10 protein-coding genes are annotated in these 13,412 nt (G+C 63.0%); 2 read left to right on the top strand and 8 right to left on the bottom strand.

Annotated features, from left to right (window positions below):
- Positions 1–37: 37 nt before the first annotated feature.
- Entirely contained in the window at positions 38–763 is a 726-nt protein-coding gene (locus tag AC1UK9_RS00885; RefSeq protein WP_482580440.1) for a hypothetical protein, read from the top strand.
- A gap of 12 nt (positions 764–775) precedes the next feature.
- Entirely contained in the window at positions 776–2,959 is a 2,184-nt protein-coding gene (locus AC1UK9_RS00880) for a lipase family protein (RefSeq protein ID WP_482579018.1), read from the top strand.
- A 140-nt stretch (positions 2,960–3,099) separates the two neighbouring features.
- On the opposite strand, the gene AC1UK9_RS00875 is transcribed toward AC1UK9_RS00880, so the two are convergent.
- The 8 genes from AC1UK9_RS00875 to AC1UK9_RS00840 all read right to left on the bottom strand — a co-directional run bounded on the left by AC1UK9_RS00875 (position 3,100) and on the right by AC1UK9_RS00840 (position 13,273).
- Complete coding sequence (locus tag AC1UK9_RS00875) at positions 3,100–3,597, bottom strand: GNAT family N-acetyltransferase (protein WP_025113437.1); 498 nt, start codon at positions 3,595–3,597, stop codon at positions 3,100–3,102.
- A gap of 11 nt (positions 3,598–3,608) precedes the next feature.
- A complete protein-coding gene (locus AC1UK9_RS00870) occupies positions 3,609–5,705 on the bottom strand; it encodes a site-2 protease family protein (protein ID WP_482579016.1) in 2,097 nt (698 codons plus the stop codon).
- Positions 5,706–7,025, bottom strand: coding sequence for an efflux RND transporter periplasmic adaptor subunit (locus AC1UK9_RS00865; RefSeq protein ID WP_025113439.1), 1,320 nt, complete (start codon positions 7,023–7,025; stop codon positions 5,706–5,708).
- The gene (locus tag AC1UK9_RS00860) at positions 7,022–7,801 is read right to left on the bottom strand and encodes an efflux RND transporter periplasmic adaptor subunit (RefSeq protein WP_025113440.1); all 780 of its coding nucleotides are present in this window, start codon (positions 7,799–7,801) and stop codon (positions 7,022–7,024) included. Before AC1UK9_RS00860 ends, AC1UK9_RS00865 begins: the two co-directional genes overlap by 4 nt.
- 153 nt (positions 7,802–7,954) lie before the next feature.
- A complete protein-coding gene (locus tag AC1UK9_RS00855) occupies positions 7,955–9,502 on the bottom strand; it encodes an efflux transporter outer membrane subunit (RefSeq protein ID WP_482579015.1) in 1,548 nt (515 codons plus the stop codon).
- On the bottom strand, positions 9,499–10,569 hold the full coding sequence (locus AC1UK9_RS00850; protein WP_482579014.1) for an HlyD family secretion protein: 1,071 nt from the start codon (positions 10,567–10,569) through the stop codon (positions 9,499–9,501). The genes AC1UK9_RS00855 and AC1UK9_RS00850 overlap by 4 nt, the downstream gene beginning before the upstream one ends.
- Positions 10,570–10,595: 26 nt before the next feature.
- On the bottom strand, positions 10,596–12,134 hold the full coding sequence (locus AC1UK9_RS00845; RefSeq protein ID WP_482579012.1) for an MFS transporter: 1,539 nt from the start codon (positions 12,132–12,134) through the stop codon (positions 10,596–10,598).
- Between the two features lie 221 nt (positions 12,135–12,355).
- Positions 12,356–13,273 carry a LysR family transcriptional regulator gene (locus tag AC1UK9_RS00840; protein ID WP_025113444.1) on the bottom strand — a complete coding sequence of 306 codons (918 nt, stop codon included), beginning with the start codon at positions 13,271–13,273 and terminating at the stop codon, positions 12,356–12,358.
- Positions 13,274–13,412 lie beyond the last annotated feature (139 nt).

Raw genomic sequence — 13,412 nt, 5'->3', positions numbered from 1 at the left:
GCGATGCACGGCGGTGCTGGGGAGTTGCTTCGCCTTTATGGCTGGCTGCAAGAGCAGTCCGCCCAACAGCTTTACCTTTACGGCTGATCTGCCGCCAGGGTTCGCCTATGAAGCCATCGCCAAATACGTGCCCGCCAAAGGAGAAACCTGCACCGTTCCGGACGGGCGAAATACTGCGGTTGGCTACAACTTGAAGTGGCGCGAACACTACGAGCCAGTTTCAGAAATTGCGATCCACCGGACGGTCAAGGGTTGCCCGTTGGTGATCTGGAAGATTGATATTGAGATTAGGGCTGCATACGGCAAAAGCCGAAGAGACTCCAGTGGTGACAGTGCTGTTATTGCCCTTCGCGATAACCTGGAGGCGAAGTACAAGGGGGTTTTTGACCGCTCTGGCGAAAGCACTTTCTATGGCCAATGCCAATGGCTGTTTCGCACCATTGGCAAGCCACGCATCCTGCGAAAACTCCTCGACTGCAAAAAAACCGATGAGCTTGGCGCGCTAGCGCAAGGTCGCCCTTTTGCCGCCTACACCCTCGACCAACTGCCGGGAAAAACCGTGCGGATGAAGATCGATTTGGCAGCGGAAGAAAGGCCTGGTTGGGGAGACACCTGGGTCAAGGTACCCAACGGCTGGAAGCGCTGCATGGGTAACGGCTTTGAAGACCAGCGTGCTTACTGCAACGGCAATTACACCGATTTCAGCACTTTCCAAATGGTCGATGGACGCATCTGCACCATCTACCCCGGCTGCACGGAATAAGGAGTGTTCCACATGACGTTACTGGAAAACGAACTGCAATCACCATTGAACAGCCGGATACTGAATTGCCCCACACAAGGGAACTGGAGCAGTTTTCAGTTAGTTGATGAATTCGGAATGGCAGAAGCCTATGCAGGGCTGGCCTACGATGCAGTTGATTCCGAAGGGCAGACTTACAGCGGATACCTGGACACAAAGGGTTTCGGCCGGGTGACCAATTATTGTGCTGGCCCCATTGCACTTTCATTCGATCACACCTACGAAGGATCTGATGAACCCTATAAAGGTTTGATCAACAGACCCCACTACCCCCTGAAAATCACCGAACTCCAGGTTCGCGCCGAACAAACCCGTTATCGCAATCCGGGCGCCACCCGTAACCGCGAACAACCCGTTCCGGACGGCGACGAATACATACAGGTGGAGGTGCGCCACCTGGTCAGGCATGTCGCCCATCTGCCACCCGAGGTCTATCGCCACTACCCCGCCAACAGCGGCCTGTCCGCGATCATGGGCAAGCATGCACAGGTCGGTGTCGCCCTGGCCTCACGCAAACACACGGTGCTGGAAGTGCGTGCGTTACGGGCCTTGCGCCCGATGCTGTCGACGGCGCCGGAGTTCTGCGCACTCAACCTCTACCAGCTGGCATTGATGGCCACCCTGAGTTACTGCCCTTTTGGCCAGAAACCCGCCACCGCGCCGATCAGGGAAAACCGGGTGACCTTCCCCGAGCAACCCAGTGTGGGCAACTGGTTCGCCGATGCCTTGGCCAAATCAGAGGAGTTGTGGCGCGTCGACGCCGCGCAAAGCAAAGCCTATTACCCCTTGTATGAAGACGTGGCGTATTCCAGAAGGCTGGAAATCGTGCCGTTCGATCCGGCACTGTATGAGGTCAATAACCCGGCTCTGGGTGCGGAGCAGGAGCACCCTGAGAAAGTCCACTTTCTCGACGACAGACACCTCGGGAAAGACGCGACCGACACCCAGGCCTTTATCACCCACAATGACGAACTGATCCTGATCGCCGTGCGTGGCACCTTTGAGATTATTCCCGACGGATTACGGGATGCTGACGCTCTGCAAGTGCCGTTCGAGGAGGGAGAAGGCCAGGTTCATCGGGGATTTTATGACGCTGCAAAAAAAGCAGAAGCTTTTGTAGCGAGCTATCTGGACCGATTCTACGCAGGTCAAAAACTACTGATCTGTGGACACAGCTTGGGTGGAGCAATCACTTTGTTGCTTTCGGAAATGCTTCGTCGCAACCCCGAAGGCTACAACATCCAGCTCTACACCTACGGCGCCCCCCGCGCCGGCGACACGGTCTTCACCAAAGCCGCTGCCCCGCTGGTGCATTACCGCATGGTCAACCACAACGACCCGGTGCCCAGCGTGCCGGGTAGCTGGATGAACACCAAGATCGGGGTTTACGGGCCTGGCGCGGCGTTGATGTTTACCAATGTGCCGGTCGGGCTGTCGGTGTTCGTCGCGGGCATTACCAACTGGACGGGGGAAGCCTACGACCACCATGGCACCCTGCATCACGCCATGCCGGTGGAGTTCGGGCGTCAGCGGGTGTCTTCGATCCTGTGGGAGCCGGGCTGCGACACCATCACCCAGCACGCCGCGTGCACCGTCGCGCTGCAGCAGAAAAATGGCCTGCCGGATCGTCCGGTCTTGTTGCGGCAGCTCTTCAATGTCGGGCATCACTCGGTGGTCGGCGGCTATGTCCCGGCATGCTGGGCAGCCCTGCGCCGTTGGCAGCAGGCCCATGAGACGAGTCGCACACGGGTCACTGACAGCGAGTTCGAATGGGTGGAGCAAGCGCTGGTGCGCATTACCCGGCAATTGCGCGCCGCCCGCCAGGACCTGCTGGCCCGGCCAGAGGCCTATGTGCGCACCCAGGAGCGCACGATCGAGGCAATCAACCACGAAGTCAGCGGCATCGAGACCACCCATGCGCGCCTGAGCGCTCTGCGGCATAAGCGGGTCCGGGCCTGCGACGTCTACGGCCTGCTCGCCGAACAGCCGGAGCTGCTCGCCGAAAGCCTGCAACGCTGGCGCGCGCACCCGGAAAACCTCAAGGAAGAACAACTGGCGCAGGCGCCGGACAACGCCAGCAACGATGCGTTGCTGGCCTCACTTTACGGGCACACGATCGGCGCGCCGCATACGCTCGATATCGACTCGATCATCTAGCGCAACCTCATCTTCAACTGCTGTACACCCGCCCTGTGGGAGCGAGCCTGCTCGCGAAAGCGTCCTGTCAGCCAACAACGATGCAGGATGAATCACCGCCTTCGCGAGCAGGCTCGCTCCCACAGGTTTTTTCTGCAGGGCTAACCCTGTGGATACCAGACCAGCCGCTCCGCCGCCGGATTGCTCTGCTCCACCGCAAACCCCAGCGCCAGATAATGCCGGCGCGCATGCGGATTGCTGGTCCAGACCACCGTCGCCACCGGGCAGCGCACCTGTTGCGCGGCTTTTTGCACCCCTTGCAGCACCGCGCGGCCATAGCCCTGGCCGCGTGCCTGGGGAATGAACGCCAGATACAGCACGCGAATCTCGTTGGGGCCGAAATCAGTGCTCAGGGCGCCGATCGCCGTGCCGAGTTTCTCCACCACGTAGTGCATCGCATTGGGATAGTTATCGCCCATGCCCTGCTCCTGCACCTGAAACTGCTGGGCGACCACTTGCTGCACCTGTTCCTGCTCGCCATCGATCCATTGCAGATCCGGCCGCGCCGTCTGATACAGGCTTTGCAGGAACGGGCCGTCGGTGGCCCGCGAAGGTCGCACCACCAATCCGTCTGCCGCCATCGCTGCGCTGTCCGCCATTGTGCTCTCCCCTAGAAACCGCTTTCCCTGACCCCCAGCGCCGCCAACCGGCGCCAGGCCACACCGAGCACCGACTCACCGCTGCCCTGCACCACCACCACGCCGCGCAATGGCTGCACCGGCGTCGCCGCCGCATCGACCGTGCTCAGCCGCACGCCGTACTGTGCCTGCACCGGTTCTGCCCGTTGCTGTTGATCGCGGCGCACGGCGATCGGCCCGTGGTGATCGGAGGTCAGCGCCTCCTGATCGACATAAGCCACGCCGTTGCTGTCGATTTCATTGAGTTGCACGGCGAGCGCCGGGTGCATCGGATCGTCCGCGATAAAGCGCCCACTGGCCCCCGGTTTGACTCGCCACAATTCGGACTCGGCCAGATACCCGCGCAACCGCGCGCCGTCCTCGACCACTCGCACCAGCGCATCATGGGTCGACAGCCAGCGCCCGGGCGTCAGGTTCGGCAGCAGATCACGCACGCGACCGGCATGCGGGGCGCGCAACAACAGACGTTCACGCTGCGCGCTCAGGCCACGGTATTGCGCCACCGCTTCGGCCAGCTTCTGCTCGATGATACTGGCGTCGGCGGCGGTTTCGCTGCGTCCGGCCTGACGGCGCATGAGCAATTGCTGGATCTGGATTTCCCGGCGGACGATGGCCAGTTTCGAGTCAAGATCCGGGGACTCCAGTTCGATCAGCACATCGCCTTGGGCAACCGTTTGCCCGTCGGTGACCTTCACCGTTTTCACCCGTGCTGACGCTGGCGCATGCAGGGCGCTGGCGCGTCCGGCTTCGAACATCGTCGGCAATTCCACCGCACTGCGCCACGGCACGATCAGCACCAGCAGCAGCCCGAGCACCGCGAGACTGCTCAGCAGCACGCGCGGACCGTGGGCCTGTTCGCGGCGGCTCCACCACTGGCGCCACTCATTCATGATCGGCAAAAAGATGAACCACACCAGCTCCACCAGCATCAGGAAAATCCCCAACACCTTGAAGAACAGGTGATAGACCGCCAACGCGATCCCGAAAAACAACGCCGCACGCCACAACCACGAGCCATACCCCCAGATCAGCAAACGCCGTTGCATCTTCGGCGACCACGGCTCCGGCGCCGGGGCGCCATAACCGAACAAAAATTCACGCAACCGCCAGCGGCACAAGGCAAAGGCCCGGCCCTGCAGGTTGTCGACCTCCCACAGATCGCTGAGCAGAAAATAGCCATCGAAACGCATGAACGGATTGAGATTGACCACCAGCGTGGTGATCCACGTGGCGCTGGCGAGCATGAACGCCGCCGTGCGCCCCGGGCCGTCGGGCAACAGCGACCAGGCCAGCAGTGCGATGCACGCCAGCAGCAATTCCGCCAACACCCCGCCGGCGCCGATCAGCAGGCGCGCGCGACGATCATTGACCCGCCAGGCATCGCTGACATCGGTGTAGAACATCGGCAGCAGCACCATGAACGCTACACCCATGCTCTGCACCCGACACCCGGCCCGCTTGGCCATGAACGCATGGCCGAACTCGTGACAGAGCTTGGCGAAGAACAATGCCACGCCGAACGCCAGCGCGCCGCCGAGGCTGAACAGGTGCGGGAAGGTGCCGACAAAGCGCTGCCAGTCCCGCGACACCAGAAACACTCCGAGGCCCAGAGTCGCCGGCAAACCATAGCGCAGCACGCGTGGGCCGCAGCGTTCCAGCCACGGCCAGGCACGGTTGAGAAAGGCATCCGGGCGCCACAATGGAATGCGGAAAAACAGGTATTGGTGCAGCAGGACTTTCCACAGGCTCTGCTTCTGCGCCAGAGCCTTGAGCCGGTAACTGGCGCGCTGTTGATCATCCATCGCGCTGATCAGATCATGACCGCGCAGAAACTCCAGCAACTGCTCAAGCTCGCGGCTGTCCAGCGCCAGACCCGGCTCGCGATTGGCGGCGCGCAACACCTGCTCGGCATCGCCCAGCGACCAGTGCCGCAACAGACGCATCGCCGCCGTTCCAAGCTTGAAATAGCGACCGCGCACCGGATCGGCCAAGGTCCAGCGCGGTGAACCGTCCAAAGCCGGCGCCGCGGGCGACAGTTGCAGGTCGGCACGCAGGCTCGGCAGGTTCATTTACAGGCCCACGCTCTGACGCAGGCCGGCCAGTGGCCGACGCAGCAGGTACAAGGCCAGCGGGGCGCGCTCACCAAAGATTTTTGCCGTGCCGCGCAGGCCGATGCGCGGCGGCGCCTCGCTGAAATTGGCGTCCAGCCGATACGCCAATTGCCCGCCCGCCGTCGGTTGCGCCTCGTAGGCCGAACGCTCCAGCGTGGCGAGGTGACGCTGCAACGGATCGCTGTCGAGAAACAACGCGACTTCGGCCCCCGGCGCCAGGGCAATCGCGTCGCCCACCGCCAGTTCGATGCGCAGTTCGGCCTGATTCGGGTCAGCGATTTCCATCAGCCGTTCACCGGTCTGCACCGGTTTGCCGGTCAGGCGCTCGGCGTCGGCGAACACTGCGATCCCGTCACGTTCGGCGCGCACTTCGCTGCGCGCCAGCAACTCACGGGCGTAATCGCGCTCGGCGCGTTTTTGCTCGGCACGGGCGGCGAGCAAATCGACCTTGGCGCTGGACTCGGCATCGGCAAACGAACGTTGCGAGTTGGATTTCAGTTCTGCTTCGGCCACACCCAAGGCGCGTTCGGCGACATCGGCCTGGGCCTTGAGCGTGGTGCTCTCAAAACGCAGCAGCAGGTCGCCGGTCTTCACCAACTGATTGGGTTTGACCAAAAACTCGGCGATCACCCCGTCCAGCGGCGCCGCCACCACGCGTCCGCCCTGGGGCACCACTTCCGCCGGCGCCAGCACCGATTGACGCACCGGGATCAACAGCCCGAGCAACAATACAGCGACCAGCGCCACCTGACGTTTGCGCGTCCAGCGCAGGCGCCACGGTTTGCGCGGTTGCAGCGCCAGCCAGGCGTGGCTGTAGGTGTCGCCCAGTTGCGCCAGCAGCACTTGTTCGGAAGGATTCCACGGGACGTCGCGGGCCAGCCACAGACCGCCGAACACCTCGCCCTTGCGATCAATCAACGGCAGCCAGAACACCTGCGCCGCCGACAGCGAGCGCCAGTCGGCCTGAATCGACTCGGCCAGCAGATCCGCGGTGATCACTCGCGCCTGCTTCAGCACATTCTGTTTGAACAACTGCGCCACGGCCTGCTCGACGAACGCCACGAACGGCGCATTCGGCTCCACCGCACTGACTCCGGTCACCGCCTGCACCTTGCCGGCGATCAACAGCGCCGCATGGCGAAAGCCGAATAGCGCCTGACCGTCGTTGACCAGGCTGTAGGCCAGTTGCGAGGCATCGCGGGCGGCGCGGGTCTGGCGTTCGAGGTCAAGAAACCGCGCGAACACCTGCTCGGCGCCGCCGGCCACCGGGGCGTTCATTTGAGCTCCGCGAAATGCGCCGTACCGCTCATGCCCGCGAGCAAGCCTTTGGCTTCGGGAAGTGTGGCGACCAGCAACAGCGTCTGGCTGCCTTCATCAATACGCGCACCAAGCCGTTTGACCGTAGCGTCAATCGGCTGGCCGGTTTCATCGGGGATAAAGCTGAAGGTCTGCCCGGGTTTGAGCCTGGCCATCCAGCGCGACGGCACCAACAGATGGATTTCCAGGGTGCGGTTATCCACCACATCAAGCAGCGGCGCACCGGCCGCCACGCTTTCAAAGCGCTGCACCTTGCGCTCGACCACTTGCCCGTCGAACGGCGCGACCACACTGCAGCGTTTGACCTGAACCTGATACACCTGGGATTGCGCCTGGGTTTCGCTGACCTTGGCCTCGGCCCGTGCCACTTCGAAACGCCCGACGGAATTGAGTGCCGCCAACTGCCTGTTGTGTGCCAGCTCCTCACCGGCACCGCGACTGGCGGCCTGCGCCGCATTGAGCTGAGCCTGATACGCCGAGCAATCGAACTTCGCCAGCACATCGCCCTTCTTGAACGACTCGCCCTCGCTGAACGGCAACTCGACAATGCGCCCCGACAACTCACTGGCCAGCACCGCCTGATCCCGCGCCCGCAACACCCCGCGCGCCTCACTGCTGGCGGTGGCTGCCGCAGGGGCTGCGTTATCCAGCAGCGGATCGTCTGGCCCGGGCGTTTGCGCCTGAACTGCACACGTTACAAAGGTCAATCCAATAACCCAACCACGAAAACGCTGCATAACCGCTACTCCCTGACGGATGAGCGGAGTCTACGACAGCGGGGGTTAGCGTCAAGCGAAAGGCCAGCATTGCTTCGCTGCCCGTTCTGTAATCCGACCGAAGCGCTATGGTCAACCCGTCGAATTCGCTGACTTGCTCACGTTCACGAGGTTTCAGCGTTGCGCCATCTCCCCCACCGGATACACCGACTCCCATCCCCCACCCAGCGCCTTGTACAACCCGACCATCGCCAGTGACACCCCGGTCGAACTCTCCACCCACTGCTCCTGCGTAGAGAGCAGCGCGCTCTGCACGGTGAGGACGTTGACGAAATCGACCACACCTTCGACGTATTGCTGTTGCGCAGTGCGCAGGGCGATCTGGTTCTGGCGCACGGCTTCGGCGAGGCTGTCGCGGCGGCGTTGGCTGGCGTTGTAGGCCGTCAGTTGATCGTCGATTTCATGCCAGGCGCGCAGCACGGTTTGCTGGTAGGCGATGGCGGCTTCCTGTTGCTGGGCTTCGCGCAGTTGCAACATGCCGCGCAGGCGCCCGCCGTCGAACAACGGCAGGCTGAATTGCGGGCCGATGCCGAACGCGCGTGAACCCCAAGAGCCGAAATCACTCAGTTGCATCGCCTGCGAGCCGAGGCTGCCGGACAGAGTGATGCGCGGATAGAAATCGCCCTTGGCCACACCGATGTTGGCGGTGGCCGCGTGCAGCTGCGCCTCGGCCTGACGGATGTCCGGGCGGCGTTCGGCCAGTTGCGACGGCAATCCAATGGCGACTTGCAGCGGCGACTGCGGCACCGCGGCGTCTGTGGATAACACTTTGGCCAAGGCTTGTGGCGGCTCGCCCAGCAACAGGCTGATCGCGTTGATCAGCTGCGACTGACGCTGCTCAAGCGCTGGCAGGCGCGATTCGATGGCGGCGACCTGCGCGGCGGCTTCGGCGACGTCCAGATCGGTCGCCACACCATCGTTGAGGCGCAGTTGCGACAGTTTGAGGCTGTGCCGGGCGACGTCGAGGTTCTGCTCGGTGACCGCACGCGTGTTTTGCACGCCGCGCAGCTGAATGTAGTTCTGCGCGGTGTCGGCAAGGACCGCCAGCAACACCGCGCGACGATCGTTTTCGGCGACTTCGAGTTTGGCGTCGGCAGCTTCGGTTTCCCGGCGCACGCGGCCCCAGAAATCCAGTTCCCAGGAGGCGGAGAAACCGCCGTCCCACAGGTTGAAGGCCGAATCGCCGTTGTGCCCGGACGGGTCGCTCAAACCTTTGCCGCTATTGCGTTGGCGCGCGTAGCTGCCGGTCGCGGCGGTGTTCGGGTAGCGCTCCGCGCTGATCACCTGGCGTGCGGCGCGGCTTTGTTGCAAGCGGCTGCTGGCCAGTTGCAAATCGAGGTTGCTCTGCATGGCACGCTGGGTGAGCGTCGAGAGCTGGGCATCATGGAAAACCTCCCACCAGCGTTCGTTCAGCGGCTGACTGACCGCCTGGCTTGGGGCGGACCTGGCGGGTTTGGCCCAGTCGGCGATTTGCGTGGCCTGGGGTTTGTGGAAATCCGGGCCGACGGTGCAGGCGCTGAGGCCAAGGGCGAGCAAGGCACTGAGGGTGAGTTGCTGCCACTGGCCTCTTCGCGAGCAGGCTCGCTCCCACACGTTGGAACGCGTTCCTCCTGTGGGAGCGGGCTTGCTCGCGAAGGCGCCAGCCGATTCAACCTTGATCATCGCTGAGTCACCTCACGCACCGCCGGCGCCGAACGGCGGGTATCAATGCGCGTCTCAACCGACATACCGACGCGCAGCCGCTCGGCCAATGGCTGACCCGGCTCAAGCAGGATCTTCACCGGAATCCGCTGCACGACCTTGGTGAAGTTGCCGGTGGCGTTGTCCGGTTTCACGGCGGCAAAGGTCACCCCCGTCGCCGGCGCGATGCTTTCGACGCGACCGCTCAAGGCCTCGCCGCCGAGGCTGTCGACCCGCACTTCAACCTCCTGCCCCGGCTGCACATCGGTCAGTTGGGTTTCCTGAAAGTTGGCGACCACATACGCCTGGCGCAACGGCACCACCGCCAGCAGTTTGCTGCCCGGCGTGACATAGGCGCCGACGCGCACCGCACGCTCGCCGACCATGCCATCCTGCGGCGCGGTGATGCGCGTATAGGACAGCTCGAAACTGGCGATTTCCAGCGCCGCCTGCGCATGCTTCAAACTGCCTTCGGCGGCATCGCGCTGCGCCGTCAGAATCTCCACCTGCTTGCGCTCGGCCGCCAGTTTCGCACTGGCGGTATCCAGCCGTGCGCTCGCCTGATCAATGCGGGTACGCGCCTGCTGCGCGTTCTGCACAGTGCCGGCACCGACGCCGGCCAAATGGTTGTAGCGATTCAATTCCTGCTGGGCGAAGGCCATTTCCGCCTTGGCCGACACGACGGTAGCCTGGGCCTGAGCGATCACCGACGTCTGCCGCTCCAACGTCGCCCTGGCGTTTTGCAGCTGCGCGCGGGCGACCAGGGTTTGTGCATCGGCGGCTTGCGCCGCAGCGCGCAAGTCACGGTCATCGATCAATGCCAGCAACTGCCCGGCCTTCACTTGCTGGTTGTCTTCCACCAGCACCTCCTTGATGAACCCGGCCACGCGCGGCACCACCAAGGTGTAGTCGGCCGAGACGAACGCATCGTTGGTGGTTTGCTGAGTCCGTTTGCCGAACAGGCCGGGCATCGCCAGGTACACCAGCACACCGACCGCCAGTGCGGCGGCCACGGCCACCGCGAGTTTCTGCTTTGCTTGAGTCGTCATAAAAACCTTCTGTTTCAGTACAGCCATCAGGTCGGCGCGCGCGGCGGAAAGATCCGCGTCGGCAGCCAGAAAATCAGCAGGATCAGCGTTACCGCGACGCCGGCCATGCACACATAAAGATCGGAAGACGTCAGCACCACGGCCTGTTCGTGCAGGCGATGGGCGAGGCCCGGATCGCTGCGATCGGCCAACGGTGAATTACCAAGGTTGTCGATCAACATGCTCGAGTGGAAATGCAGGCGCGCGGTGGTCAGCGCTTCGATCACCCCGGTGGCGACCACTGCCGCCAGGCCTTTCACCGTGTTGAACCAGGCGGAGGCGAACGGCCCGTCCTGCGGCTGGATACTGCCGGTGGACAACATCAGCAGCGGCAGCACCGACATCGGCTGACCGAAGATCTGCAGCCATTGCAGGACGTAGAAATTGTCGCGAATCCACTCCGAGGTCAGCAGCGAGCCGCCCAGGCAGGACAGCGTCAACATGCTCAAGCCGATGCCCAGCACCCAGCGGCAATCGACCCAGCGCAAGTTGCACAGCGCCGCCACCAGCGGTAGCGCAATCAACTGCGGCAATGCGGCGATCAGCATGATCGGCGCGGTCTGTACCGGCCGATAACCCTGGACCTGCGCCAGATAGCTCGACGGAATCAACACCACTGCCTGCAACACCACCAGCACCCCGGCGAGGGTCATCAGCGCGAACGACAGGTTGCGGATGCCGAGCATCTGCAGCTTGAAAAACGGGATCGGCTGCGACCATTCGTTGATCAGGAACGCCAGCAGCAACAGCGAGCCGGCACCGAGCAGAGCGCAAATCAAGTCCGACTCGAACCAATCCAGCCGGTTGCCCTGCAGCAAACCGATCACCAGCATGCAAATCGCCGGAAAGCCCAGCAGCAGCCCCTTCCAGTTGAAGGTTTTGAGGCGTTCCAGGCGCAGCGGGTCCTGCGGAATGCCCCAGGCGACCATTGCCATGGCAATCAGGCACGGCACGATGATTTGCCAGAACGTCCATTGCCAGCCGACGTATTCACTCCACAAGCCGGCCAGTGGCGTGCCGAGGCCGGGGCCGAACGTCGCGGTCAGCGCGTAACCCGCCAGGCCAAAGAGTTTGAAATTGGCCGGCAGAAAGCGCAGCGCAACGGTCATCAGCATCGGCGGCAATGCGCCGCCGGCCAGCCCTTGCAGGGTGCGCATCAGCAACAGGCTTTCGTAGTTCGGGGCAAACGGGCACAGCACCCCGAGCAGCGTGAACAGGCTGATCGCGCAGAGGGTGAAACGGCGCAGCGAGAAGGTCACCGAGCACCACGGCGCGAAAGCCATCGCCGCCACCGAGGTCGCGGCATAGCAGGCGACCAGCCAGGTGCCTTCGTCGTACCCGATGTTCAACGCGCCCCGGATGTCGGCAAGCGCGACCTTGGTCACCATCTCGTTGAGGCCCGAGACCAGCACCGCCAACAGCACACCGACCAGGCCGGTGATGATCCGCGCCCCGAATACCGGTGGCGTGACCGCCGTCGCCGGACTGACCACAGCGATGGGCGCCGGAACCGTCAGGGATGTCATGAATGCACACTCCGGAGGGAAAAATACCGGAGCATCTTAGTCGGGCTTACTGCTGACGAAAATTGACTTATCGGCAGGTTATAAGTGCGCCAGACACAATTATTTCTCTTGTAGGAGTGAGCCTGCTCGCGATGGCGCCTTTTCAGTCGATATTTTCGGCGACTGACACACCGCCATCGCGAGCAGGCTCACTCCTACAGGGGTTTGTGTGGTTTGTGGAGTCAGGGTTGCGCGGCCAGCCAAGTCTCATCGCAACACGCCTTGAGCGTTTCACGCAGCCAACGGTGCGCCGGGTCCTTGTCGAAGCGCGGGTGCCAGGCCTGGGTCAGCATCAGCGTCGGCAACGGGATCGGCAGGTCGAACGAGCGCAATTTCAGACCCAGTCGGCGCACGCTGAGCAAGGCTTCCTTGGGCACCGGCAGAATCAGATCGGAATCGGGCAAGGCGAACATCGCCGCGTGGAAGCTCGGCGCGATCACCGCCACCCGCCGCTCCAGACCCAAGGCGTTCAACGCGGTGTCGATGGGGCCACGGGCAATGCCACGGCGCGACATGCTGATATGGGAGAACCCGGCGTAACGCTCGGCGGTGATTTCGCCGTCGAGCAACGGATGATCCTCACGCACCAGACCCACGAAATGCGTGGAAAACAGGTTTTGCACTTTGACTTCAGGGGTCACCGGGCGGGTGTTGCTGACGCTCAGATCGATGCGCCCTTCGCGCAACGCTTCATCGTCGCCATCGCCCTCCGGGACGAAGCGCAACTCGCAGTGCGGCGCCAGCTGGTCGAGGGTATCGAACAGCTTGCCGCCGTACACGCCGATGAAAAAGTCGTTGGCGCGGATGCTGAAACGCCGGCGCAAAGTGCCCAGTTCCACGGTGTCGGCCGACCGGAACAACAGCGCCGCTTGCTCAACCACATCACGCACTTGTTCGCGCAGCTCGAGGGCTTTGGGGGTGGGCACCAGGCCACGGCCGGCGCGCACCAGGATCGGATCGCCGATGGCTTCACGGATGCGCGTCAGAGTGCGGCTCATGGCGGCGGGGCTGAGGTTCATGCGCCGCGCAGCACCGACCACACTGCCCTCGTCGAGCAAGGCGTCGAGGGCGACCAGAAGATTCATGTCCGGGAGTTGCATGTAGAGCACTCGTGGCTGATCTGGATTGATCCGGGTGCAATGCTAGCAAACATCCGTGAAATCGGTGGCGCATGAACCGACGTCTTCGCGAGCAAGCCCGCTCCCACATGGAAATGCATTTCAAATGTGGGAGCACTCA

The organism is Pseudomonas sp. AK-TSAG1-1, assembly GCF_056821665.1.
This window is presented reverse-complemented; position numbering and strand designations above follow the sequence as displayed.